This is a genomic window from Streptomyces sp. NPDC003023 (assembly GCF_042888225.1).
Lineage (GTDB): Bacteria > Actinomycetota > Actinomycetes > Streptomycetales > Streptomycetaceae > Streptomyces.
In genome coordinates, this window is record NZ_JBIAPL010000007.1 from 171448 (window position 1) to 193994 (window position 22547).

The window sequence follows — 22547 nt, forward strand, 5'->3', positions numbered from 1 at the left end:
TACTTGAGCGCCGTTCCCGGAGGGGAACGCCGCCGGGCAAGGAGGGCCGCATGACCGTACGGCGAGTAATGGGCATCGAGACGGAGTACGGGATCTCCGTCCCCGGCCACCCGAACGCCAATGCCATGCTCACCTCGTCCCAGATCGTCAACGCCTACGCGGCGGCGATGCACCGGGCGCGCCGCGCCCGCTGGGACTTCGAGGAGGAGAACCCGCTGCGGGACGCCCGCGGCTTCGACCTCGCCCGCGAGGCCGCCGACTCCAGCCAGCTCACCGACGAGGACATCGGCCTGGCCAATGTCATCCTCACCAACGGCGCCAGGCTCTACGTCGACCACGCCCACCCGGAGTACAGCTCGCCCGAGGTCACCAACCCTCGCGACGCCGTCCTCTGGGACAAGGCCGGAGAGCGGATCATGGCAGAGGCGGCGGAGCGGGCGGCACAGCTCCCCGGCGCCCAGCCGATCCACCTCTACAAGAACAACACCGACAACAAGGGCGCCTCCTACGGGACGCACGAGAACTATCTGATGAAGCGGGAGACCCCCTTCTCGGACATCGTGCGCCACCTGACCCCGTTCTTCGTCTCCCGGCAGGTCGTCACCGGCGCCGGAAGGGTCGGAATCGGCCAGGACGGGCACGAGCACGGGTTCCAGCTCAGCCAGCGTGCCGACTACTTCGAGGTCGAGGTCGGGCTCGAGACCACCCTCAAGCGCCCCATCATCAACACCCGCGACGAGCCGCACTCGGACGCGGAGAAGTACCGCCGGCTCCATGTGATCATCGGCGACGCGAACCTCTCCGAGATCTCGACCTACCTCAAGCTGGGCACCACGGCCCTGGTCCTGTCGATGATCGAGGACGGATTCATCGCGGTGGACCTGGCCGTCGAGCAGCCCGTACGGACTCTGCACCAGGTCTCGCACGACCCCGGACTGAAGCATCTCGTCACTCTCCGCAGCGGCCGGACGCTCACCGCCGTGCAGCTGCAGATGGAGTACTTCGAACTGGCGCGCAAGTACGTGGAGGAGCGCTTCGGCGCCGACGCGGACGAGCAGACCAAGGACGTGCTGATCCGCTGGGAGGACACGCTCAACCGGCTGGAGAACGACCCGATGAGCCTCGCCGGCGAGCTGGACTGGGTCGCCAAGCGCGAGCTCATGGAGGGCTACCGCCGGCGTGACGACCTGGACTGGGACGCGGCACGGCTGCACCTGGTGGACCTGCAGTACGCGGACGTGCGCCCGGACAAGGGCCTGTACAACCGCCTGGCGGCCCGCGGCAGGATGAAGCGCCTGCTGGACGAGCCCTCGGTGGAGCGGGCCGAGACGAAGCCTCCGGAGGACACCAGGGCCTATTTCCGTGGTCGGTGCCTCGAGCAATACGCGGACGACGTGGCCGCGGCGTCCTGGGACTCGGTGATCTTCGATTTGCCGGGTCGTGACTCTCTGCAGCGGGTGCCCACGCTGGAGCCCTTGCGCGGCACTCGCAACCATGTGAAGGAGCTCCTGGACCGCTGTCGCAGCGCGGAAGACCTGCTCCGGGTCCTCTCCGGGGGCTGAAATGGCTTCCGTCCGGGAATCATGAAGGTGGGCCCCGGACGTTGGAGGAAGTGCGGGGCCGATGTCGGACCCCGCGAGTAGGGTCTGATCAGATACGTCGAACCGAGCGGGGTGAGGTGCATGGCGACCAAGGACACCGGCGGCGGACAGCAGAAGGCGACACGCTCCACCGAGGAGGTCGAGGAGCAGGCGCAGGACGCGCAGGCCGCGGAGGACCTCAAGGAGCGGCAGGAGAAGCTGAGCGACGACGTGGACTCCGTGCTCGACGAGATCGACGACGTCTTGGAGGAGAATGCCGAGGACTTCGTGCGGTCATTCGTTCAAAAGGGTGGTCAGTAAGGTCGTTTGACCTTCGATTCGAAGGCTCGGGGGTGAGTGGTCGACACGATGGCGGGCGGCATGAAGCGCTGTTCGCGTTGCGGACGTACACAACCGACCGCGGCGTTCGCGAGCAACAGGTCCATGCGTGACGGTCTCCAGGCCTACTGCCGAGCCTGTCAGGCCGACCACTACAGGCAGCGCCAAGAGGCCAAGGGTCGGACGGTGCGGGCGAAGGTGCCCGTGCCGTCCGGTCACAAGCGGTGTCCCCAGTGCGGGGAAATCAAGCCGCACTCTCAGTGGGAACGGAACGGGACCAGCTCGGACGGCTGGGCCAGCTACTGCCGGGAGTGCAGGGCGCAACGCAACCGAGCTTCCTACTTCAAGCGCAGGTACGGCATCACCGAGGCCGAGCGCGACGAGATGATCTCCGCCCAGATGGGGATCTGCACGATCTGCCTCATCGCCCCGGCCGTTCATGTGGATCACTGCCATCGGACGGGTAGGGTCCGTGGCGTACTGTGCTTCAACTGCAATTCGGCCATCGGCAAGTTGGGAGACGATCCCGACACTCTGCGTCGGGCCATCGCCTATCTGGAAGGAAACGCGTGGAAGCCAACACTCGTAGCACCGGGCGTCTACCAGCTGCCTTCCTGACGCCTGGATCATCGTCGTTCATGGACTTCCTGGGCGAGCACTCGCCCGATCTGCTCCCTGGCAAGCGCGTCCTGCCGCCGCTGCAGGGGGCCATCGAGGCGCCGCACGGGACGACCATCGTCGCCACCACGTTTCCCGGTGGTGTGGTGCTCGCCGGTGACCGGCGGGCCACGATGGGGAACATGATCGCCCAGCGCGACATCGAGAAGGTGTTCCCTGCCGACGAGTACTCGGCGGTGGGCATCGCGGGCACCGCTGGTCTCGCGGTGGAGATGGTCAAGCTGTTCCAGCTGGAGCTGGAGCACTTCGAGAAGGTCGAGGGTGTTCAGCTCTCCCTCGAGGGCAAGGCGAACCGCCTGTCCACGATGATCCGCAGCAACCTCGGCATGGCCATGCAGGGGCTCGCCGTCGTCCCGCTGTTCGCCGGTTACGACATCGACCGCGAGAAGGGCCGCATCTTCTCGTACGACGTGACGGGCGGCCGCTCCGAGGAGCAGGGGTACGCGGCCACCGGCTCGGGTTCGATCTTCGCCCGGGGAGCGATGAAGAAGCTCTACCGCGAGGACCTGACCGAGCAGCAGGCCACCACTTTGGTGATCCAGGCGCTGTACGACGCGGCGGACGACGATTCGGCCACCGGTGGGCCGGACGTGGCCCGGCGCATCTATCCGATCGTCACCGTGATCACGGACGAGGGCTTCCGCCGGCTCGGCGACGCGGAGACCTCCGAGATCGCGCGTTCGATCCTCGAGGGCCGCCTCGCCCAGCCCGACGGTCCGCGCGCCGCGCTCCTGTGACGGCCCCATGTACTCGCCTCTGACAGAAAGGGACGGATAGCCGGTGTCGACGCCGTTCTATGTCTCACCCCAGCAGGCCATGGCCGACCGGGCGGAGTACGCCCGCAAGGGCATCGCCCGTGGCCGCAGCCTGGTCGTGCTGCAGTATGCCGACGGCATCGTCTTCGTCGGCGAGAATCCGTCCCGTGCGCTGCACAAGTTCAGCGAGATCTATGACCGTATCGGCTTCGCCGCGGCCGGTAAGTACAACGAGTACGAGAACCTGCGCATCGGTGGCGTGCGCTACGCGGATCTGCGCGGTTACACCTATGACCGCGACGATGTGACGGCCCGTGGGCTGGCGAACGTGTACGCCCAGACCCTGGGCACGATCTTCTCGAGTGCCGGTGAGAAGCCGTACGAGGTGGAGTTGGTCGTCGCGGAGGTGGGGGCGTCGCCCGAGGGCGACCAGATCTACCGGCTGCCGCACGACGGTTCGATCGTGGACGAGCACGGGTCGGTCGCGGTCGGTGGCAACGCGGAGCAGATCAGCGGTTTCCTGGATCAGCGGCACCGTGACGGCATGTCGCTGGCGGAGGCGCTCAAGCTGGCCGTGCAGGCGCTGTCCAGCCAGTCGAACGGGAGTGACCGGGAGATTCCGGCGGAGCGGCTCGAGGTCGCGGTGCTGGACCGTACGCGGCCGCAGCAGCGGAAGTTCAAGCGGATCGTGGGGCGGCAGCTGGCCCGGTTGCTGGAGGCGGACGGTGCCGCCTCGACCCCGACGGACGCGCCCTCCGACGAGGAGACGGACGAGGCCGGGGGCGCTCCCGGCGCCAGCGGCGCCAGCGGCGCCACTGGTTCCGCCACGCCGGGCACCAGCATTCCGGACTCCCCGGACACTCCTGACACGCCGGAGAAGTAGTCGGGCGGTTCGACGACCGTGCCCCGGACCGCCCGTGCGGTCCGGGGCACGGTCATGTCCCGGTCCTGCGCCGCGTGGTCGCGGGGGGTGCGCAGGAGCCGCGTACGACGAGTTCGACGGGGAGGCTGTCCTCTCGGGGGGCGCGGCCGTCGAGGACGTCGAGCAGGGCGGTCATGCCGCGTTCGCCGACCTTTTCCGCGGGGAGGCGGACGGTGGTGAGTTCGGGTTCCACGGCTGTGGCGAGGGCGAGGTCGTCGAATCCGGTGACGGTGATGTCCTCGGGTACGCGCAGGCCGAGCCTGCGGGCGGCCTTGCAGGCGCCGGCGGCCAGGATGTCGTCGTCGCAGACGAGGGCGGTCGGGCGCGGGCCGGGCGCGGTGAGGGCGTGGACCGCGGCTCGGCGGGCGCTCTCGACGTCGAGGGGCGCGGGGACGGTGTGCACCTGTGTGCCGGTGACGCGGTCGGTCGCGGCGTGGAGTGCGCGGGCGCGGACGTCGAAGGTCCAGGAGGTGACGGCGGAGGCGAGGTGGACGATGCGCCGGTGGCCGAGTGCCAGCAGATGGTCCGTCACCTGGCGCATGCCGTCGGCGATGTCGAGGTTGACGTGGGCGGCGGCGCCCGGGTCGCAGGGGTCGCTGTCGAGCATCACGAGGGGGAGGTCGGTGCCGCGGATGGCGGTGAGGGCCTGGGCGGCCATGGAGGAGGCGATGACGCCGTCGAGGGCGGCGCGGGCGGAGGCGAAGGGGTCCTTGGCGGGGCCGACGCCTTCGGGGGAGGGGTAGAGGACGACGCCGAAGCCGTGCTGGGCGGCGACGGTGGCGGCTCCGGTGTAGACGCGGGCGAAGAACTCGTTGGTGAGGGCGGGGACGACGAGGAGCGCGGTCCTGGTGCTGCCGAGGCGGAGGTTGCGGGCGGCGAGGTTGGGGCGGTAGCCGAGTTCCTGTGCGGCTTCGCGGACCACGGCGGCGGTTCTTTCCGAGACGCGGCCGCGCCATTTGTCGCCGAGTACGAGGGAGACGGTGGCCTGGGAGACGCCGGCGGCGCGGGCGACGTCCCTGCTGGTGGGGCGGGCGATGTCCGTTCCTGGGGCGGGGGGACGGTCCTGCCGGGACCGGTGTGCCATCTTCATCCGTCCTCGGCCGCCCGGCGAGGTGTCGCTGGGTCCGGGGCGGCGGCGCTGTGGACCCGCGGACTGTCGACATGGTACGTATGGATACTGACGTTATACGTAAAACCTCGACCGGAGCCACGACGGTGGGAGCCGGTGAGAAGGGAACGGCATGGCCGCCGGCTACGCAGACATCCTCAAGGCCCCGCACGCCGCCCGGCTGCTCACCGGCACCCTGGTCGGCCGGCTGCCGAACGCGACGGCGCACATCGCCATCGTGCTCTTCACCCGGGCCGAGGGCGGCAGCTACACCCTCGCGGGCGCGCTCGCCGCCGTGTACGGGCTGGCCACCGCCGTGGGCCAGCCGCTGCTGGGCCGCGCCGTGGACCTGTACGGGCAGCCGCGGGTCCAGTTGCCGGCCGCCGTGGTCTCCGCGCTCGGCATGTTCCTGCTCGCCGTGGCGGGGACCGGATCGCTGATCGTCGCGTACGCGGCCGTGACCGTGGCCGGTCTGTTCACCCCGCCGCTCGAGGGCGGTCTGCGGGCCCTGTGGCCCGGCGTGCTCGGCGGCGAGGAGCGGGTGCACCGGGCCTACGCCATGGACGCCGTGGCCCAGGAGGTCATGTTCACCGTCGGCCCGCTGATGGTCACGCTGCTCGTCTCTGTGTGGTCGCCGGGCGCGGCGCTGTTCGTGATCAACGCCGTGGGCGTCGTCGGGGCGCTGTCGGTCGTGATGTCGGAGCCGTCCCGTGCCTGGCGTTCCGCGCCGCGGGAGGCGCACTGGCTGGGCGCGCTGCGGTCGCCGGGCCTGCTGGCGCTGCTCGGGGCGTTCTTCTTCGTCGGTCTGGCGCTCGGGTCGATCACGGTCGCGGGTGTGGCGTATGCCGACGACCAGGGGCGTGAGTCGGTGTACGGCTGGCTGATGGCCGCGTTGGGTCTCGGCGCGCTGGTCGGCGGGAGTGTCTACGGTGCGCGGCAGTGGGCCGGGGCTCCGGAGCGGCGGCTGCGGCTCATCGTGGCGCTGCTGGCCGTGGGCTACCTTCCGCTGGTCCTCACGCCGGGTGTGGCGGCGATGACCGCACTGTCGGCGCTGGCCGGTGTGTTCCTGGCGCCGGCGATCGCGTGTGCGTTCATCGTCGTCGACCGGCACGCGCCGAGGGGCACGGTCACGGAGGCGTTCTCCTGGCTGGTGACGACGTTCGGTGTGGGTGCGGCCGTGGGCACGGCGGTGGCGGGTCCGGCGGTCGAGATCGGCGGTACGGCGTGGAGTTTCGCGGTCGCGGGGGCCGGGGGGATCGCCGCACTGCTGGTTCTGACGGTCACTCAGGGGGTGCTCGCGGTTCCCGTTCGTGCTCACGACATCGCGGTGTCCGGCCCGGACTCCGGCACCCGCTCATCGGAAAATGATCGAAACGGTGCCGCCCAACCCGGTTTCAGCTCAGGCCGTGAGGCGTAATGTTCAGACATGGACCGCCGCATTTTCGGGCTGGAGAACGAGTACGGCGTCACGTGCACGTTCAGGGGACAGCGCCGACTGTCACCTGACGAAGTGGCGCGCTACCTCTTCCGCCGTGTCGTGTCATGGGGCCGCAGCAGCAATGTCTTTCTGCGGAACGGCGCCCGCCTGTACCTCGACGTGGGTTCGCATCCGGAATACGCAACACCGGAATGCGACAATGTGACCGAGCTGGTCACGCACGACAAGGCCGGTGAGCGCATTCTGGAAGGCCTTCTCGTCGACGCCGAACGCCGCCTGCACGAGGAAGGAATCGCGGGCGACGTCTATCTGTTCAAGAACAACACCGACTCGGCGGGAAACTCCTACGGCTGCCACGAGAACTATCTCGTCGCGCGCCATGGCGAGTTCTCGCGGCTGGCCGACATCCTGATTCCGTTCCTGGTCACGAGGCAGCTGCTGTGCGGTGCGGGAAAGGTGCTGCAGACGCCCCGGGGAGCGGTCTACTGCGTGAGCCAGCGCGCGGAGCACATCTGGGAGGGTGTCAGCTCCGCGACCACCCGTTCGCGTCCCATCATCAACACCCGTGACGAACCGCACGCGGACGCCGAGCGGTACCGCCGGCTCCATGTCATCGTCGGCGATTCGAACATGTCGGAGACGACGATGCTCCTCAAGGTCGGCGCGACCGACCTGGTGCTGCGCATGATCGAGGCGGGCACGGTCATGCGCGACCTCACCCTGGAGAACCCGATCCGGGCGATCCGCGAGGTCAGCCACGACATCACGGGTCAGCGGAAGGTGCGCCTGGCCAGCGGCCGGGAGGCCTCCGCGCTGGAGGTCCAGCGCGAGTACTACGAGAAGGCGGTGGACTTCGTCGACCGGCGCGGCATCCGCACCGGCACCGTCGAGCAGGTCCTGGAGCTGTGGGGCCGCACGCTGGACGCGATCGAGCAGGAGGATCTCGACCGGATCGGCACCGAGATCGACTGGGTCATGAAGTACAAGCTGCTCGAGCGGTACCGCGCCAAGCACAACATGTCGATGTCGCACCCGAGGGTCGCGCAGATAGACCTCGCGTACCACGACATCCACCGCAGGCGCGGGCTGTACTACCTCCTGGAGAAGAAGGGGCAGGCCGCCAGGATCTGCAACGACCTGAAGATCTTCGAGGGCAAGTCGGTGCCCCCGCAGACCACCAGGGCGCGGCTTCGCGGCGACTTCATCCGCCGGGCCCAGGAGCAGCGGCGGGACTTCACCGTCGACTGGGTGCACCTGAAGCTCAACGACCAGGCGCAGCGCACCGTGCTGTGCAAGGACCCCTTCCGGTCCGTCGACGACAGGGTGGAGAAGCTGATCGCCGGCATGTAGCCGCCGGCGTCGGCATGCCCGCTCGGGCCGGTCGCACGCGTGTCGGAACGTCACCCGGGCCCCGTACGTTTCTCGTGCGGGGCCCTCGGCACGGCCTAGAGTGTCCCGCATCTACCGAGCCGTTAGAGATCTGAGGACCACGTGCGCCGACTTGCCGGCCTGCTCGTCGTACCCCTGCTGCTGTTGACGACAGCGGCGTGCGGTGACGACAAGGGCTCCGATTCCGCTTCCACCTCGACGACGAACGGGCTTCCCGCGATCACCGAGGGTGCCGAGTTCGGTGAGAAGCCGACCCTCGCCACGGGCAAGGGCGAGCCCCCCAAGGACCTGAAGGTCGATGTCGTCAGCGAGGGCAAGGGCCAGACCCTCAAGAAGGGTGATGTCGCCCAGGTCGACTATCTGGGCCAGGTGTGGGACGGCAAGGAGCCGTTCGACAACAGCTTCGACCGCGGCGAGCCGTTCACCGTGACGCTCGGCGGCGGCGGTGTCATCGAGGGATGGCAGCAGGCTCTCGACGGTCAGAAGGTCGGCAGCCGGCTCGAGGTGTCGATCCCGCCGGAGCTGGGATACGGCGAGCAGGAGCAGGGCGGCATCCCGGCCAACTCCACGCTGGTGTTCGTCATGGACATCGTCAAGGGCACCACGCTGCCGACGTCCGCCAAGGGCAGCGAGGTCGCGCAGGACAACATCGACCTGCCCAAGGTCGGCACGAACACGGACGGCGAGAAGCCGTCTCTGACGGTGCCCAAGAAGGACGCGCCGACGAAGCTGGTGTCGAACTACGTGATCGAGGGCACCGGCCCGGCGGTCAAGGCGACGGACACGCTGTCGGTGAAGTACCAGGGCGTCCTGTGGAAGGACGGCAAGGAGTTCGACAGCAGCTACGCCCGCGGCAACGCGCCGGTGAGCTTCCCGCTGGCGCAGGTCATTCCGGGCTGGCAGAAGGGGCTGGAGGGCAAGAAGGCCGGCAGCCGTGTGCTGCTCGTCGTCCCGCCGGACATGGGCTACGGCGACCAGGAGCAGCAGGGCATCCCGGCCAAGTCCACTCTGGTCTTCACGGTCGACATCCTGGCCGTTCAGTAGGCGGACCGGGACGTTCTGCAAGACTGTCCCGGTTGATCGCAGACAGAACGCAAGGAGCTACATCCGTGAGCATCGAGAAGCCCGAGATCGACTTCCCGGGCGGCGAGCCGCCGGCCGATCTGGAGATCAAGGACATCTGGGAGGGCGACGGCCCGGTGGCGAAGGCGGGTGACACCGTCTCCGTCCACTACGTGGGCGTGGCCTTCTCCACCGGTGAGGAGTTCGACGCGTCGTGGAACCGCGGCACCCCGCTGCAGTTCCAGCTGGGCGTCGGCCAGGTCATCTCCGGCTGGGACCAGGGTGTGCAGGGCATGAAGGTCGGCGGGCGCCGTCAGCTGACCATCCCGGCGCACCTCGCCTACGGGGAGCGCGGCGCCGGTGGCGGTGTCATCGCCCCCGGCGAGACGCTGATCTTCGTCTGCGACCTGGTCGCCGTCTGAGGCCGGTCGCCGAGTGACGTGCGGGGCCCGTGCCTGATGGCACGGGCCCTCGCTTTTGTCCGGACACCCCGGGGCGGTACGGTCGACGGCCTAAGGGACTTCTTAAAAGAGGTGAAGGGCGTCGATGGCCATTGCCAAGGCCGAGCGGCTGATGAATCTGGCGCTGTGTCTGCTCGGGACCCGGCGTCCGCTGAGCAAGCGGGAGCTGCGCGGGTCCATCGAGGCCTACCTGGAGGCGGGTTCCGACGACTCGTTCAACCGGATGTTCGAGCGTGACAAGGACGATCTGCGGGAACTGGGCCTGGTGATCGAGACGGTCGAGTCCCTCGACGGGGACATCGGCTATCTCGCGCGCCGGGACAGCAACACGCTGCCGCCCATCACGCTGGACGCGGAGGAGGCCGCCGCGCTGGGTCTGGCCGCCAAGGTGTGGCAGCAGGCGCGGCTCGCGGGGGCCGCCAGCGGCGCCCTGCAGAAGCTGCGTGCGGCGGGTATGCCGGAGACCGAGGACGCCTACGAGGACCGGCACAGTGCCCTCGAACCGAGGATCCCCGTGCACGAGGCGGCGTTCGAGCCGCTGATGCTCGCCTGCCGGGACCGCAGGCCTGTGCTGTTCGACTACCGCAAGGCGAACTCGGCCCGCCCCGAGCAGCGTCATGTCGAGCCGTGGACGCTCGAGTGCTGGCGTGGGCACTGGTACCTGGCCGGCTTCGACCGCAGCCGGGGCGCGGAGCGCGTCTTCCGGCTGTCGCGCATCACCGGCAGGGTCCGCTCCTCCCGTTCCGGAACGTTCACCACTGCTGTGCCGGACGTCGTGACCGTACGTGAGACGGTCGAGAGCTGGGCCGGTGAGACGGCCACCCGTTCCGCGCTGATCCGCCTGCGTGCGGACTGCGGTTACCCGCTGCGGTCCCGTGCCACGGCGACCCGGGAACTCGGCGACGGCTGGGACGAGTTGGAGATTCCGTACGGACACGGTCTGGACGCCTGGCTCGTCGAGTTCGGTCCGGACGTCGTCGTACTCGAGCCCGCGGATCTGCGGGCCGACGTGGTGGACCGGCTGCGTGCCGTGGCCAAGGGCTGAAGGGGAGTCTTACGACCATGGCCGCCAATGCCATCGACCAGACCCGGCGGATGCTGTCGCTGGTGACCTATCTGCGGGAGCGGCCCGGCGCGCACATCGCCGATGTCGCCCGGGCCTTCGGTATCACCGAGGACGAGCTCATCTCCGACCTCGACGTGCTGCCCATGTGCGGGACGAGTTTCCGCGGCGGTGATCTGCTCGACATCGACACCGACGGCGAGCGGATCTGGTGGCGCAACCCCGACGCGTCGGGCGAGTCCACCGCAGAGCCGCTGCGGCTCGCCGCCGACGAGGCGACCGCCCTGCTGGTCGCCGCGCGGGCCGTCGCGACCCTTCCCGGGCTCCGGGAGGGGGACCGGGAGGCGCTGCTGCGGGCCACGGCGAAGCTCGAGGCGGCCGCCGGTGAGGCGGCGGGCGCCAGCTCCAGGCTCTCCGTGACCTTCGAGTCGGAGGGCGGGGTGTTCGCGGAGGTGGACCGGGCGATCTCTGAGCGCCGGCGGCTGTGGCTGCGCTACTACTCCCCGGCGCGTGACGAGCTGACCGAGCGCGAGGTGGACCCGATCCGCCTCTTCGCCGTCGGCCACACCTACATGGAGGCCTGGTGCCGTCTCTCCGAGGCGCGCCGGACCTTCCGGCTCGACCGGGTCGCGGAGATCCGGCTGCTCGACGAGTCGGCCGCGCCGCCGGAGATCGAGCTGCGGGACCTCTCCGAGGGCCTGGTGCAGCCGTCGGCCGACGACCCGGAGGTCGTCGTCGAGGTGGCTCCCGGCGGGCGCTGGGTCGCCGAGTACTATCCGCACGACCGGGCGGAGGAGCTGCCCGACGGCGGGCTGCGCATCACGCTGCGCACGCCGTCGCCCGCGTCGCTGCGCAGGCTGGGCCTGCGCCTGGGCGGGGACGGCAGGATCGTGTCACCGCAGGATCTCGCGGACAGCGCCCGTACGGCGGCCTGCGAGGCGCTCGCCGCCTACGACGGCGCGGAGTGCGCGCGACGTCAGGAGCAAGGAGCCGGCGCCCCATGAGCGTGACGCCCCCGATGACGGCGATGCCGCCGGTCCCGGCCCGTGTCGGGCCGGTGCTGTTCAAGGCGTCGTGCCCCGACTGCCGGGCCGGGTTCGAACTGTCCGCCGGGGCTCTGCGCCTCGCCATCGGCGGCAGCCGCCGCACCACCTTCTACTCGTTCACCTGCCCCGAATGCGGTACGGCGGTCCGCAAGCCGGCCGGTGAGCGCATCGTGGAACTGCTCACCGGCGGCGGTGTCAGGACGCTGCGCCTGCACTCCACGGTGTGACCTCCCGCTCGGAAACCGCCTCAGGAACGGTCTAGGCTCTGCCCATGTTCTGGCCCATGCTCGCGATCGCACTCGGCTTCCTCGGGATCGCCGTCCTCGGTGTCCTCGGTATCAGGGTCTTCATCGAGGCACAGCGTCTGGGCAGCGAGGTCGCCCGCACCACGGAGCGGATCAACCGGGCGGCCGAGGACCTGGAGCGGGCGGCCACCGGGCTGGCGCGTTCCGGGGAGACGCTGCGCTGAACCGCGGGCCGCTCGAGCACGGCCGGAGATCACGGCCGCCCCCTCCTGTACCACTGTTCCTGGCGGTACGCTGCTGGTGGCGGCACCGGTGATGAGGCGCCGACCGCTGACGGGAGTATGCAGGGGGATTGCCCTGCGTTCACCCGTGCGAGTTACGATCGCTGCCGGTCGCGGTTCGGACGCTGTCCCGCCGCGGTCAGCAGCCAGAGCCCCAAGCCGCCTCGGTGAGAAGGTAGACACAGTTATGTTCCGACAGATCGGGCCCACCGAGATCATCATCATCGCGCTTCTCATCCTGCTGCTGTTCGGGGCCAAGAAGCTCCCGGACATGGCACGTTCGCTCGGCAAGTCCGCGCGGATCCTGAAGAGCGAGGCCAAGGCGATGAAGTCCGAGGGGCAGCCGTCGGCGACCCCGGAGGAGCCCAAGGACCCGGCGGCTTCGGGCCAGACCTCCCCGACCCCGCCCCGCACCATCCAGGCCGCGCCCGGCGATGTCACCAGCGCCCGTCCCGTGAACGAGCCCACCGACACCCCCCAGCGCTGACCCAAGGTCACGGGATCGTGGCCTGCCGCACGAGATGAGGACGTGGGTTGCTCAAGCCTGCCCGCTCGAAACTGAAGGAGAAGGACCCCGAGGGGCGTATGCCGCTCGCGGACCATCTGCGTGAGCTCCGCAACCGGCTCGCGAAGGCGATGTTGGCGATCATCGTCGCCTCCGTCGTCGCGGTGGCCTACAGCCAGGAGCTGATGGAGTTCCTCACCTCGCCCGTGCCGGAGTGCGTAGGGGACGGCCCGCAGAAGGGCGGCGTCTGCGCCCGGGTCGTGTACACCGACCTGCTGTCGCCGTTCACGACGACGGTCAAGGTCGTGCTGATGGCGGGCATCATCGTGTCCTGCCCGGTCTGGCTGTACCAGATGTGGGCCTTCGTCGCGCCCGGTCTGCACAAGAACGAGAAGAAGTACAGCTACTACTTCGCCGCCGCCGCGGCGCCGCTGTTCGCCGGGGGCGCCTACTTCGCCTACCTGGTCATGCCCGTGAGCATGAAGGTGCTGCTGTCCATCACGCCGGCTCCCGCGGAGAACCTGCTCAGCGTCGACAAGATCCTTGACTTCACGGTCCGGATGGTGCTGATCTTCGGCTTCTCCTTCGAGCTGCCGCTGCTGCTGATCATGCTGAACCTCACGGGGATGGTGACCGGCAAGCGGATGCTCGGCTGGTGGCGGGGCGCCGTCATGGGCATCTTCGTCTTCGGTGCGATCGCCACCCCGTCCACCGACCCGCTCGGCATGGTCGCCCTGTCCGGGCCCATCATCCTGCTCTACTTCCTCGCCGTCGGGTTCTCCCTCCTCAACGACCGGCGCCGCCGCCGCAACGACCCCGACGCGGAGCTCGACGACGACGAGGCCTCCGACCTCGACCTCACGCCCGCCGCGCTCGGCGAGGTGGAGCCGGTCGCCGCCACCGCCCGTGCCCTGCCCGAGCAGGCCGCCGGCGAGGCCGACGGCGGCCGGTCGCACCGGCCCGGCGGCTACGACGACATCACCTGAGCCGCGACGCACAGGACGAGAAGCGGGGCCCGCCGGGCAGGCTGGCCCCGCTTTCGCGTGCATCGCCGCCGCCCCTGCCGGGTACTCCGGTAGTCGACGGGGGCGGCTGCTCCCGTCCGATTAAAGATCCGCTCACTGTCGGAGGCGGCGGGTAGGCTCGTGAACAAGATGACCGAGGATCTCTCTCCCGCAGAGCGCTATGCCGCCGCCCGCATCCGCGCCGCCGAAGAGGCCACTGCGCTGGCCCCCTTCCGCGCGATGTACGACTTCGATCTCGATCCCTTCCAGATCGAGGCATGCCAGGCCCTGGAGGGGGGCAAGGGCGTGCTCGTCGCCGCGCCCACCGGCTCGGGCAAGACCATCGTCGGCGAGTTCGCCGTCCATCTCGCGCTCGCGCAGGGCCGCAAGTGCTTCTACACCACACCCATCAAGGCCCTGTCGAACCAGAAGTACGCCGACCTGGCCAAGCGGTACGGCGCCGACAAGGTCGGCCTGCTGACCGGCGACAACAGTGTCAACTCCGGTGCGCCGGTGGTCGTCATGACCACCGAGGTGCTCCGCAACATGCTGTACTCGGGATCCCAGTCGCTGCTGGGCCTCGGCTATGTCGTGATGGACGAGGTGCACTACCTCTCCGACCGTTTCCGCGGCGCCGTGTGGGAGGAAGTGATCATTCACCTCCCCGAGTCGGTGACACTTGTGTCACTCTCGGCGACCGTGTCGAACGCGGAGGAGTTCGGCGACTGGCTCGACACCGTCCGCGGCGACACCGAGGTCATCGTCTCCGAGCACCGGCCCGTGCCGCTGTGGCAGCACGTCATGGCCGGACGGCGGATGTACGACCTCTTCGAGGAGGAGACCGACCACGGCGGCCGCGGTGTCGCCCGCCGCGAGGTCAACCCCGATCTCGTACGGCTGGCGCGGATGGAGAACAGCCGTACGTACAACCCGCGCGACCGGCGCCGCGGGAAGATGGTGCGCGAGGCGGACCGTGAGCGCGAGCGGCGCCAGCGCAGCCGGATCTGGACACCCGGCCGGCCCGAGGTCATCGACCGGCTGGACGCCGAAGGGCTGCTCCCCGCCATCACGTTCATCTTCAGCCGGGCCGGCTGCGAGGCCGCCGTGCAGCAGTGCCTCCACGCGGGACTGCGCCTCAACGACGAGGACGCGCGCAGACGGGTGCGCGAGATCGTCGAGGAGCGGACCTCCTCCATCCCCGGCGACGACCTGCACGTCCTCGGCTACTACGAGTGGCTCGAGGGCCTGGAGCGGGGGATCGCCGCACACCACGCCGGCATGCTGCCGACCTTCAAGGAGGTCGTGGAGGAGCTGTTCGTACGGGGCCTGGTGAAGGCCGTGTTCGCCACGGAGACGCTGGCGCTCGGCATCAACATGCCCGCCCGCTCCGTCGTGTTGGAAAAGCTCGTCAAGTGGAACGGCGAACAGCACGCCGACATCACCCCCGGCGAGTACACCCAGCTGACCGGCCGTGCCGGGCGCCGGGGGATCGACGTCGAGGGCCACGCGGTGGTCCTGTGGCAGCGGGCCATGGACCCGGGCGCGCTCGCCGGACTCGCCGGTACGCGCACCTATCCGCTGCGCTCCAGCTTCAAGCCGTCGTACAACATGGCGGTCAATCTGGTGCAGCAGTTCGGCCGGCACCGCTCGCGCGAACTGCTGGAGACGTCGTTCGCGCAGTTCCAGGCCGACAAGTCGGTCGTCGGCATCTCCCGCCAGGTCCAGCGCAACGAGGAGGGACTGCAGGGCTACCGGGAGGGCATGACCTGCCACCTGGGTGACTTCGAGCAGTACGCACGGCTGCGCCGCGACCTCAAGGACCGCGAGACGGAGCTCGCCAAGCAGGGCGCCGCGCAGCGCCGGGCCGCGGCCGCCGCCTCGCTGGAGCGGCTCAAGCCCGGTGACGTGATCCACGTCCCGACGGGCAAGTTCGCCGGTCTGGCGCTGGTCCTCGATCCGGGGCTGCCGGCCGGCCGGACCGACGGGCACCGCGGTTTCGAGTACCACGACGGACCGCGTCCGCTCGTCCTCACCTCGGAGCGGCAGGTCAAGCGGCTGGCGTCGATCGACTTCCCGGTGCCGGTCGAGGCGCTGGAGCGGATGCGTATCCCGAAGTCCTTCAACGCCCGCTCGCCGCAGTCGCGTCGGGACCTCGCGTCCGCGCTGCGCACCAAGGCGGGGCACATCGTGCCCGACCGGCACCGCAAGGGCCGGGCGCCCGCCGCGGACGACCGTGAGATCGCCCGGCTGCGTTCGGAGCTGCGCGCGCACCCCTGCCACGGCTGCGACGAGCGGGAGGACCACGCGCGCTGGGCGGAGCGTCACCACCGGCTGCAGCGCGACACGAGGCAGTTGGAGCGCCGTATCGAGGGGCGCACGAACACGATCGCGCGGACCTTCGACCGTATCGTCGCGCTGCTGACGGAGATGGACTACCTCCGGGAGGACGAGGTCACCGAGCACGGCAGGCGCCTCGCCCGGCTCTACGGCGAACTGGACCTGTTGGCCAGTGAATGTCTCCGCGAGGGTGTCTGGGAGGGGCTGAACCCGGCGGAACTGGCCGCGTGCGTTTCGGCGTTGGTGTACGAGGCGCGGCAGTCGGACGACGCGCTCGCCCCCAAGGTCCCGGCCGGGAAGGCGAAGGCGGCACTGGGCGAGATGGTCCGCATCTGGGGCAGGCTGGACGCCCTGGAGGAGGAGTTCCGGATCAACCAGGCGGAGGGTGTCGGCCAGCGCGAGCCGGACCTCGGTTTCGCCTGGGCCGCCTACCAGTGGGCTTCCGACAAGGGGCTGGACGAGGTGCTGCGCGAGGCGGAGATGCCCGCCGGCGACTTCGTGCGCTGGTGCAAGCAGGTCATCGACGTGCTCGGTCAGATCGCCGCGGCCGCCCCCCGGGAGAACAGCACGGTGGCCAGGAACGCCCGCAAGGCGGTCGACGGGCTGCTGCGGGGCGTGGTGGCGTACAGCTCGGTCGGCTGACGACGGGTCGGGCCCCGGTCGGTGCGGCCGGGGCCACGGCCGTCAGTGCCAGAAGGTGTTCATCTCGTCGATGTCCTCGACGCACATGTCGATGTCGGTGACCTTGCCGCCCACGATCGTGAAGAAGAGACCCTCGCGTATTTCGAGGCCGCGGTCGCCGCGGTCCGCCCGCGCGGTGTGGAACGCCATGACGTGGCCGCGCCCGTCGGCGAGTACGGCGTCGACCTGGATCTGCAGCGTGCCGGCGGTTTCGTCGCCGAGGCGGTGGAAGAGCGTCATGATCGCTTCACGGCCCTTGTGGTGTCCTGAGAGCATGTGGTCTCCGGGGACGTGGTACACGGCGTCGGCGGTGAACAGTTCGCTGAGGGTGGCCAGGTCACCCGAGACGAACGCTGTGTAGCCCCGGCGGACCAGGGCGCAGTCAGGGTGCTCGGACATGGTGATCCACACCTTTCGTCCGCGGTTTTCCGGTTCGGTATCAATCATCCGCCGGGTCGGATGCACTGTCCACGGCCAGGGCGAGCGCGAGCTCGGTGAGCTCCGCGAGCCGCAGTACCCGCTCGCCGAAGCCGGGCAGCGGCACGTGCAGAGGTGCCGTCCACCGCTCCGGGATCGAGTCGATCCCGTGCACCGCGCCGGCGAGGGCGCCCGTCACGGCGGCCACCGTGTCGGTGTCGCCGCCGAGGTCGATCGCCGCGGCGAGGGACTCCTCGAACGACGAAGTGGTGCGCAGCGCCCACAGCGCGGACGCGAGGCAGGGCCACACGGCGCCGTTGAACTCCGTCGCGTCGTCGGGGTGCCAGTGGGGGGACAGTGCGGTGGTCCAGCGGGCGCGGTGGTCCTCGTGGACATGCGCGAGTGTTCCGGGCACCGAGGCGAGTGGATCCCCGCCGTCCAGGGCGACGCGGATCAGCTCGTGGAGTACCGCCGTGCCCTCCCAGGCGGCCCGGTCGCCGTGGGTGAGGGCCGCGATACGGCGGGCAGCCGCCATGGACGCCTCGCGTCCGGCCGACCCGAAGAACACGGCCGAGGTGGCCGCCCGCATCAACGAGCCGTTCCCCGCCGCCCGGCCCGTCATGCCGAAGTGGAGCGCCGCCGCCGTGTCCCACGGATCACCGCCGGTGAGGACTGCCTCGGTCTGCAGACCGATGTCCTTCGGGTCGCCCGCCGCCCACCGCTGGAACCGGCGGAAGACGTCCGCGGCCTCCAGCCGACCGTGCTCGAGAAGCGACTCGCCGACCAGTACGGCCATCTGCGTGTCGTCCGTCGCCTCACCGGGTCCCAGCCGCCACCGCCGCACATCTCGCCGACGCCGTCGGGGAACCTGGCGCGGTACACGCCCGGTTCCCCGAACTCGAAGGGCGCGCCCAGCGCGTCACCGACAGCGGAGCCGACGACGGCGCCGATCGCGCGGGCAGCGCGCCGGGGGCGGGGACGGGGGTCCGTCATCCCGCCACCCTAAGCGCCCGCCGCGGTCACTTGGGCATGAGGACCGTGTCGACGATGTAGACCGTGGCATTGGCGGTGGGGACGTTGCCGCAGACGACCTTGGAGTTGTCGTTGACGGTGTAGTCCTCGCCGGACCCGGCGGTGGTGAGAGTGGACTTCTGCAGCGTGTCGTAGGTTCCCTTCTCGAGCTGCTTCGGGGTCAGCTTCTCGCCGACGACGTGGTACGTGAGGATGTTGGTGAGCATCTCCTTGTCGGCGAGGACCTTGTCGAGGTCGGCCTTCGGGATCTTGGCGAAGGCGTCGTTGGTCGGCGCGAACACGGTGATGTTCTCCGCGTTGTTCAGGGTGTCGACGAGGCCGGCCTTCTTGACGGCGGTGACCAGCGTGGACAGGGCCGGGTTGTTCGAGGCGGCGGTGGCGACGGGGTCCTGGGCCATGCCGTCGAAGCTGCCGGCGCCGTCCGCGGGGACGGACGCGCAGGCAGGACCGAAGGGTCCGTCCGTCATGCCCGCGTCCTCGGCCGGGGTCGACTTGTCCTCGGCAGGAGCGGACGTGGCGGCCTTGTCGGCCGCCGCGTCGGAGGAGCTCTCGCCGCCGCCGCAGGCGGTGAGGGCGAGCGGCAGCACAGCGGCGGTGGCAACGGCGACGGCCATGCGCTGGAAACGGGTGGAGGTCATGACGTAACTCCTCATAGTCGGTCTGCTCGGTGCCTCCGAAGAAGGGCGCAAAGGCGCGATACGCGGAGAAGCCGGCAGATGTTCACTCACGCCTGGGATTCGTCGCAGGACCGGCCGCGGATTGGTCCATCACTCGAACGGGTGACTCACTGGCGAAAGATCTGACTTTCACCAATCCATATGCCCTCCGGCCACGAATACGCCCCGGATGGACGGCGCGAAGCCGGCCCGGAGGGAGCGGGAATGACAGCGCAGCGGCGGCGTACGGCTGTGGTGGGCAGCGGAGTGGCGGGACTGACGGCGGCGTACGTGCTCCAGCGGGCGCACGATGTGACGCTCTACGAGGCGGACTCGCGCCTCGGCGGCCACGCGCACACCCACGACGTCGTCTCGGCAGACGGACGGCTGCACGGCGTCGACTCGGGCTTCATCGTCCACAACGAGCGCACGTACCCGCATCTCCTGCGGCTCTTCGCCGAACTCGGCGTGGCCACCCAGGAGTCGGAGATGAGCATGTCCGTACGGTGCGACGGCTGCGGTCTCGAGTACGCGGGCGCCCGGGGCCCCGCCGGGCTGCTCGCCCGGCCGCGAAACGCCCTGCGCGGCCGGTATCTGCGCATGCTCGCCGAGGTGCCACGCTTCCACCGGCGGGCCCGCCGGCTGCTGGAGGAACCGGGGAACGAGCACCTGACGCTCGGGCGGTTCATCGAGGACGCCGGATTCTCCGCCTACTTCACAGCCCACTTCATGAAGCCGGTCGTCTCCTGCGTCTGGTCCTGCGACGCGGCCACCGCCCTGCGCTACCCGGCCCGCCACCTCTTCCGCTTCCTCGACCACCACGGCATGCTGGCGATCACCGGCTCCCCGGTGTGGCGGACGGTCACCGGCGGTTCGCGCCAGTACGTGGAACGCGCCGCCAAGCAGCTCACCGCCGTGCGCACCGGGACTCCCGTGCGCGCCGTGCGCCGCCACGCCGACGGCGTGGCGATCACCGACGAGGACGGTGACGTCCGCGGCTACGACAGCGTGGTCGTGGCCACCCACCCGGACCAGGCCCTGCGACTGCTCGCCGACCCGACCGACCGTGAACGGGAGGTCCTCGGCGCCTTCACGTACTCGCGCAACACCACCCTGCTGCACAGCGACGCCTCCGTCCTGCCCAAGGCCCCCGGCGCCCGCGCCAGTTGGAACTTCTCCATGCCCGCCTGCGACGCGGGGACCGAGCGGGTGCGCGTCAGCTACGACATGAACCGCCTCCAGCGGCTGGACGCCCCCCAGACGTACGTCGTGACACTCAACGGCTCCGGTCAGGTGGACGGCGACAGGGTCCTCGCCCGGATGGAATACGAACACCCCGTGTTCACCCCGGAGTCCGTGGCCGCCCAGACCCGGCTGCCCGAACTGTCGGGCCCGGTCACCGCATACGCCGGGGCCTACCACGGCTGGGGGTTCCACGAGGACGGCTGCCGGTCCGGCGTCGAGGCCGCCCGGGCGCTCGGAGTCGACTGGTGACCACCGAACCGGCCCTCTACACCTGCACGGTGGCGCACGTACGGACCGCCCCCCGCCGGTACGCCCTGCGCCACCGCACCTACATGTGGCTGGTCGACCCCGACGCGCCGCCCCGGCTGCCGCGCCTCCTGCGGCCCCTCGCCCGCTTCGACGCGCGCGACCACTTCGACGGCACCCGGCCGACGATCCGGGCCGCTCTCGAGGCGTTCCTCGCCGAACGCGGTGTGGAACCGGCCTGCGGCCCGGTCGTCATGCTCGCCCACGCCCGGGTGCTGGGGCATGTCTTCAACCCGCTGACCCTCTACTGGTGCAGCCGCCGCGACGGCAGCCCGCTGTGTGTCGTCGCCGAGGTCCACAACACCTACGGCGGCCGCCACTGCTATCTGCTGCACCCGGGCGACGACCACCGCGCCACGGTGGACAAGGAGTTCTACGTCTCGCCGTTCTTCCCGGTCGACGGCCGCTACCGCATGCGGCTGCCGAGGCCCGGTGACCGCCTCGACCTCACGGTGCACCTGGAGCGCGCCGGAGGCCGGCCGTTCACCGCCACCCTGCGGGGCGAGCGCCGCCCCGCCACCGCCCGCGGCGTGCTGCGTGCGGCACTGCGCTACCCGCTGTCCACGCTGGCCGTCTCGGCCGGCATCCGATTCCACGGCATCCGGCTGCTCCTGCGCGGACTGCCGGTGCAACCCCGACCCCGTCGTCTCACCCAGGAGGGTGTCAAGTGAGCGTGCCCGTCATCCCCGCCCCCCGTACCGCGGCCGTCGACCCCGGCCGCTGGCCGGATGTCGCCCGCCCGCCCGAGTCGTCGTGGCTCCGCACAGCGGCCGCGGAGCGGCTGGTGAGGCACGCGGTCGGCGGACTGCCGCTGCGGGTACGGCTCGCGGGCGCCGCGGAGCCGATCGGGCTCGGCGGTCCGCTGCTGGAGGTGAGCGACCCCCGCGCCTTCTTCTCCCGCATAGGCGCGGGGGGACTCATCGGCTTCGGCGAGTCCTACATGGCGGGCGAGTGGGACGCCCCCGACCTCGTCGGCGCCCTGACCGTCCTCGCCGAGCACGCCGCCACCCTCGTCCCGCAGCCGCTGCAGCGGCTGCGCGGGATCTGGGCGCCCAAGCAGCCCGACCGCCACCGGAACACGACCGAGGCGACCCGGAGCAACATCAGCCACCACTACGACCTGTCGAACGAACTGTTCTCCCTCTTCCTCGACGACACCCTGTCGTACTCGTCCGCGGTCTTCCGCGGCTTCCCCGCGGAGCACCACCTCCTGCCCGCCGCCCAGCACCGCAAGATCGACCGGCTCCTCGACCTGGCACACGTCGGGCCCGGCACCCAGCTGCTGGAGATCGGCACCGGCTGGGGCGAGCTCGCGATCCGGGCCGCCGCGCGCGGCGCCCGTGTGCTCACGGTGACGCTCTCCTCCGAGCAGCAGGCACTGGCAGTCCGGCGGGTGCGGGAAGCCGGTCTCGACGACCGGGTGACCGTCCAGCTCCGCGACTACCGCAAGATCCTCGGCCGGTACGACGCCATCGTCAGCGTGGAGATGATCGAAGCCGTCGGCGCCGAGTTCTGGCCCGAGTACTTCATGACCCTGGACAAGCTGCTGGCGCCCGGCGGAAAGGTGGCGCTGCAGGCCATCACGATGCCGCACGAGCGGATGCTCGCCTCCCGTACCACGTACACCTGGATCCAGAAGTACATCTTCCCCGGTGGGCTCCTGCCGTCCACGGAGGCGATGGAGCATGCCGTCGGCCGGTTCACCGGACTCGCCATCACCGCACGGGACGCGTTCGGGCCGCACTACGCCGAGACGCTGAGGCTGTGGCGCGAACGGTTCACCGCCCGCTCGGCCGAGGTCGACGCCCTCGGCTTCGACGAGACGTTCCGCCGGATGTGGAACTTCTACCTCGCCTACTCCGAGGCCGGCTTCCGAGCCGGATACCTCGACGTACAGCAGCTGCAGCTCACGAAGGGACCCACGGCGTGAAGCCGACCACCGCCACCGCCACCGGCAGCCATACCCCCGCACGCGCGGCCGGAGGAACGGCAGCCGG

Annotated in this window: 22 protein-coding genes and 1 pseudogene; 19 read left to right on the forward strand and 4 right to left on the reverse strand. The window is 70.2% G+C overall.

Annotated features, from left to right (window positions below):
- Nucleotides 1-50: 50 nt before the first annotated feature.
- The 5 genes from dop to prcA all read left to right on the forward strand — a co-directional run bounded on the left by dop (nucleotide 51) and on the right by prcA (nucleotide 4235).
- Complete coding sequence (dop, locus tag ACFYV1_RS23225) at nucleotides 51-1562, forward strand: depupylase/deamidase Dop (RefSeq protein WP_389397449.1); 1512 nt, start codon at nucleotides 51-53, stop codon at nucleotides 1560-1562.
- Nucleotides 1563-1682: 120 nt separating this feature from the next.
- Nucleotides 1683-1901, forward strand: coding sequence for a ubiquitin-like protein Pup (locus ACFYV1_RS23230; RefSeq protein WP_018848997.1), 219 nt, complete (start codon nucleotides 1683-1685; stop codon nucleotides 1899-1901).
- 417 nt (nucleotides 1902-2318) lie between these two features.
- A complete protein-coding gene (locus ACFYV1_RS23235; protein ID WP_389397705.1) occupies nucleotides 2319-2537 on the forward strand; it encodes an endonuclease VII domain-containing protein in 219 nt (72 codons plus the stop codon).
- Nucleotides 2489-3334 (forward strand): proteasome subunit beta, encoded by an 846-nt coding sequence (prcB, locus tag ACFYV1_RS23240; protein ID WP_389397450.1) that lies wholly within the window; start codon nucleotides 2489-2491, stop codon nucleotides 3332-3334. Before ACFYV1_RS23235 ends, prcB begins: the two co-directional genes overlap by 49 nt.
- A 43-nt stretch (nucleotides 3335-3377) precedes the next feature.
- Nucleotides 3378-4235, forward strand: coding sequence for a proteasome subunit alpha (prcA, locus tag ACFYV1_RS23245; protein WP_389397451.1), 858 nt, complete (start codon nucleotides 3378-3380; stop codon nucleotides 4233-4235).
- A gap of 52 nt (nucleotides 4236-4287) precedes the next feature.
- On the opposite strand, the gene ACFYV1_RS23250 is transcribed toward prcA, so the two are convergent.
- Nucleotides 4288-5358, reverse strand: coding sequence for a LacI family DNA-binding transcriptional regulator (locus ACFYV1_RS23250; RefSeq protein ID WP_389397452.1), 1071 nt, complete (start codon nucleotides 5356-5358; stop codon nucleotides 4288-4290).
- A gap of 157 nt (nucleotides 5359-5515) precedes the next feature.
- Here ACFYV1_RS23250 and ACFYV1_RS23255 point away from each other — a divergent pair, with 157 nt between their 5' ends.
- The 11 genes from ACFYV1_RS23255 to ACFYV1_RS23305 all read left to right on the forward strand — a co-directional run bounded on the left by ACFYV1_RS23255 (nucleotide 5516) and on the right by ACFYV1_RS23305 (nucleotide 16855).
- On the forward strand, nucleotides 5516-6799 hold the full coding sequence (locus ACFYV1_RS23255; RefSeq protein WP_389397453.1) for an MFS transporter: 1284 nt from the start codon (nucleotides 5516-5518) through the stop codon (nucleotides 6797-6799).
- Between the two features lie 9 nt (nucleotides 6800-6808).
- Nucleotides 6809-8170, forward strand: coding sequence for a Pup--protein ligase (gene pafA / locus ACFYV1_RS23260; protein ID WP_389397454.1), 1362 nt, complete (start codon nucleotides 6809-6811; stop codon nucleotides 8168-8170).
- Nucleotides 8171-8311: 141 nt separating this feature from the next.
- Nucleotides 8312-9253 (forward strand): FKBP-type peptidyl-prolyl cis-trans isomerase, encoded by a 942-nt coding sequence (locus tag ACFYV1_RS23265; protein WP_389397455.1) that lies wholly within the window; start codon nucleotides 8312-8314, stop codon nucleotides 9251-9253.
- A 65-nt stretch (nucleotides 9254-9318) separates the two neighbouring features.
- Nucleotides 9319-9693 carry an FKBP-type peptidyl-prolyl cis-trans isomerase gene (locus tag ACFYV1_RS23270; RefSeq protein ID WP_389397456.1) on the forward strand — a complete coding sequence of 125 codons (375 nt, stop codon included), beginning with the start codon at nucleotides 9319-9321 and terminating at the stop codon, nucleotides 9691-9693.
- A gap of 124 nt (nucleotides 9694-9817) precedes the next feature.
- Nucleotides 9818-10777: a helix-turn-helix transcriptional regulator gene (locus tag ACFYV1_RS23275; RefSeq protein WP_389397457.1), complete on the forward strand. Its 960-nt coding sequence runs from the start codon at nucleotides 9818-9820 to the stop codon at nucleotides 10775-10777.
- A gap of 17 nt (nucleotides 10778-10794) precedes the next feature.
- On the forward strand, nucleotides 10795-11799 hold the full coding sequence (locus tag ACFYV1_RS23280; protein WP_389397458.1) for a helix-turn-helix transcriptional regulator: 1005 nt from the start codon (nucleotides 10795-10797) through the stop codon (nucleotides 11797-11799).
- A complete protein-coding gene (locus ACFYV1_RS23285; RefSeq protein ID WP_389397459.1) occupies nucleotides 11796-12068 on the forward strand; it encodes a hypothetical protein in 273 nt (90 codons plus the stop codon). The genes ACFYV1_RS23280 and ACFYV1_RS23285 overlap by 4 nt, the downstream gene beginning before the upstream one ends.
- Before the next feature lie 44 nt (nucleotides 12069-12112).
- On the forward strand, nucleotides 12113-12310 hold the full coding sequence (locus ACFYV1_RS23290) for a hypothetical protein (protein WP_389397460.1): 198 nt from the start codon (nucleotides 12113-12115) through the stop codon (nucleotides 12308-12310).
- A 244-nt stretch (nucleotides 12311-12554) separates the two neighbouring features.
- Complete coding sequence (tatA, locus tag ACFYV1_RS23295; RefSeq protein ID WP_389397461.1) at nucleotides 12555-12854, forward strand: Sec-independent protein translocase subunit TatA; 300 nt, start codon at nucleotides 12555-12557, stop codon at nucleotides 12852-12854.
- 98 nt (nucleotides 12855-12952) lie between these two features.
- The gene (tatC, locus tag ACFYV1_RS23300; RefSeq protein ID WP_389397706.1) at nucleotides 12953-13858 is read left to right on the forward strand and encodes a twin-arginine translocase subunit TatC; all 906 of its coding nucleotides are present in this window, start codon (nucleotides 12953-12955) and stop codon (nucleotides 13856-13858) included.
- 168 nt (nucleotides 13859-14026) lie between these two features.
- On the forward strand, nucleotides 14027-16855 hold the full coding sequence (locus ACFYV1_RS23305; RefSeq protein ID WP_389397462.1) for a DEAD/DEAH box helicase: 2829 nt from the start codon (nucleotides 14027-14029) through the stop codon (nucleotides 16853-16855).
- A gap of 42 nt (nucleotides 16856-16897) precedes the next feature.
- On the opposite strand, the gene ACFYV1_RS23310 is transcribed toward ACFYV1_RS23305, so the two are convergent.
- The 3 genes and pseudogenes from ACFYV1_RS23310 to ACFYV1_RS23320 form a co-directional block, all read right to left on the reverse strand.
- Entirely contained in the window at nucleotides 16898-17293 is a 396-nt protein-coding gene (locus ACFYV1_RS23310; RefSeq protein WP_389397463.1) for a nuclear transport factor 2 family protein, read from the reverse strand.
- Nucleotides 17294-17516: 223 nt separating this feature from the next.
- A pseudogene (locus ACFYV1_RS23315) lies at nucleotides 17517-18304 on the reverse strand (ADP-ribosylglycohydrolase family protein); the annotation flags it as partial.
- Nucleotides 18305-18330: 26 nt separating this feature from the next.
- Nucleotides 18331-18981: a fasciclin domain-containing protein gene (locus ACFYV1_RS23320; protein ID WP_389397464.1), complete on the reverse strand. Its 651-nt coding sequence runs from the start codon at nucleotides 18979-18981 to the stop codon at nucleotides 18331-18333.
- A gap of 243 nt (nucleotides 18982-19224) precedes the next feature.
- On the opposite strand from ACFYV1_RS23320, the gene ACFYV1_RS23325 reads away from it, so the two are divergent.
- Genes ACFYV1_RS23325 through ACFYV1_RS23335 form a run of 3 tightly spaced genes read left to right on the forward strand, consistent with a single transcriptional unit; the run spans nucleotide 19225 to nucleotide 22480 of the window.
- Nucleotides 19225-20493, forward strand: a complete 1269-nt coding sequence (locus ACFYV1_RS23325; RefSeq protein WP_389397465.1) for an NAD(P)/FAD-dependent oxidoreductase — start codon at nucleotides 19225-19227, stop codon at nucleotides 20491-20493.
- On the forward strand, nucleotides 20490-21221 hold the full coding sequence (locus ACFYV1_RS23330; RefSeq protein WP_389397466.1) for a DUF1365 domain-containing protein: 732 nt from the start codon (nucleotides 20490-20492) through the stop codon (nucleotides 21219-21221). The genes ACFYV1_RS23325 and ACFYV1_RS23330 overlap by 4 nt, the downstream gene beginning before the upstream one ends.
- Nucleotides 21218-22480, forward strand: a complete 1263-nt coding sequence (locus ACFYV1_RS23335) for a class I SAM-dependent methyltransferase (protein WP_389397467.1) — start codon at nucleotides 21218-21220, stop codon at nucleotides 22478-22480. The genes ACFYV1_RS23330 and ACFYV1_RS23335 overlap by 4 nt, the downstream gene beginning before the upstream one ends.
- Nucleotides 22481-22547: the final 67 nt, after the last annotated feature.

Coding starts and splice junctions, on each gene's coding strand:
- dop (WP_389397449.1), top strand. CDS start 51: ATGACCGTACGGCGAGTAATGGGCATCGAGACGGAGTACGGGATCTCC.
- ACFYV1_RS23230 (WP_018848997.1), top strand. CDS start 1,683: ATGGCGACCAAGGACACCGGCGGCGGACAGCAGAAGGCGACACGCTCC.
- ACFYV1_RS23235 (WP_389397705.1), top strand. CDS start 2,319: ATGGGGATCTGCACGATCTGCCTCATCGCCCCGGCCGTTCATGTGGAT.
- ACFYV1_RS23250 (WP_389397452.1), bottom strand. CDS start 5,358: ATGGCACACCGGTCCCGGCAGGACCGTCCCCCCGCCCCAGGAACGGAC.
- ACFYV1_RS23255 (WP_389397453.1), top strand. CDS start 5,516: ATGGCCGCCGGCTACGCAGACATCCTCAAGGCCCCGCACGCCGCCCGG.
- pafA (WP_389397454.1), top strand. CDS start 6,809: ATGGACCGCCGCATTTTCGGGCTGGAGAACGAGTACGGCGTCACGTGC.
- ACFYV1_RS23275 (WP_389397457.1), top strand. CDS start 9,818: ATGGCCATTGCCAAGGCCGAGCGGCTGATGAATCTGGCGCTGTGTCTG.
- ACFYV1_RS23280 (WP_389397458.1), top strand. CDS start 10,795: ATGGCCGCCAATGCCATCGACCAGACCCGGCGGATGCTGTCGCTGGTG.
- ACFYV1_RS23285 (WP_389397459.1), top strand. CDS start 11,796: ATGAGCGTGACGCCCCCGATGACGGCGATGCCGCCGGTCCCGGCCCGT.
- ACFYV1_RS23290 (WP_389397460.1), top strand. CDS start 12,113: ATGTTCTGGCCCATGCTCGCGATCGCACTCGGCTTCCTCGGGATCGCC.
- tatA (WP_389397461.1), top strand. CDS start 12,555: ATGTTCCGACAGATCGGGCCCACCGAGATCATCATCATCGCGCTTCTC.
- tatC (WP_389397706.1), top strand. CDS start 12,953: ATGCCGCTCGCGGACCATCTGCGTGAGCTCCGCAACCGGCTCGCGAAG.
- ACFYV1_RS23305 (WP_389397462.1), top strand. CDS start 14,027: ATGACCGAGGATCTCTCTCCCGCAGAGCGCTATGCCGCCGCCCGCATC.
- ACFYV1_RS23310 (WP_389397463.1), bottom strand. CDS start 17,293: ATGTCCGAGCACCCTGACTGCGCCCTGGTCCGCCGGGGCTACACAGCG.
- ACFYV1_RS23320 (WP_389397464.1), bottom strand. CDS start 18,981: ATGACCTCCACCCGTTTCCAGCGCATGGCCGTCGCCGTTGCCACCGCC.
- ACFYV1_RS23325 (WP_389397465.1), top strand. CDS start 19,225: ATGACAGCGCAGCGGCGGCGTACGGCTGTGGTGGGCAGCGGAGTGGCG.